Genomic DNA, 321 nt, shown 5'->3' with positions numbered 1-321 from the left:
TGAGCGCGGCGATGTCGCCAAGCTCTCCGAGACGATCATCCAGATGTGCGAGAAGCTGAGGATCTTCTCCGACGATGTCACGCGCGTGGCCAACGAGGTCGGAGCCGAGGGTCTGCTGGGGGGTCAGGCCGAGGCGCCGCGGGGGGCCGGCGTGTGGAACGACCTCACCGAGACCGAGAACACTCCCCGAAGGTCCAAGTGGAAGTGTGTCTGGAGTTGATACTTGTGAACTTCAGCGACAACCCGATGGTCGACCAGCTCTCCTATTTCGGGGCCGAAGTGACCCGGGTGGCCAATGAGGTCGGTGCCGAGGGACGGCTG

1 pseudogene is annotated in these 321 nt (G+C 63.9%); it reads left to right on the top strand.

Going from position 1 to position 321, the window contains the following annotated elements:
* Positions 1 to 321: pseudogene (locus PUR53_RS01785) on the top strand (hypothetical protein); the annotation flags it as partial.

The sequence above is a fragment of the Streptomyces sp. SP18BB07 genome (assembly GCF_036322545.1).
GTDB lineage: Bacteria > Actinomycetota > Actinomycetes > Streptomycetales > Streptomycetaceae > Streptomyces > Streptomyces deccanensis.
Note: the sequence above shows the minus strand (reverse complement) of the source record. Positions and strands in the feature narration are given on the sequence as shown.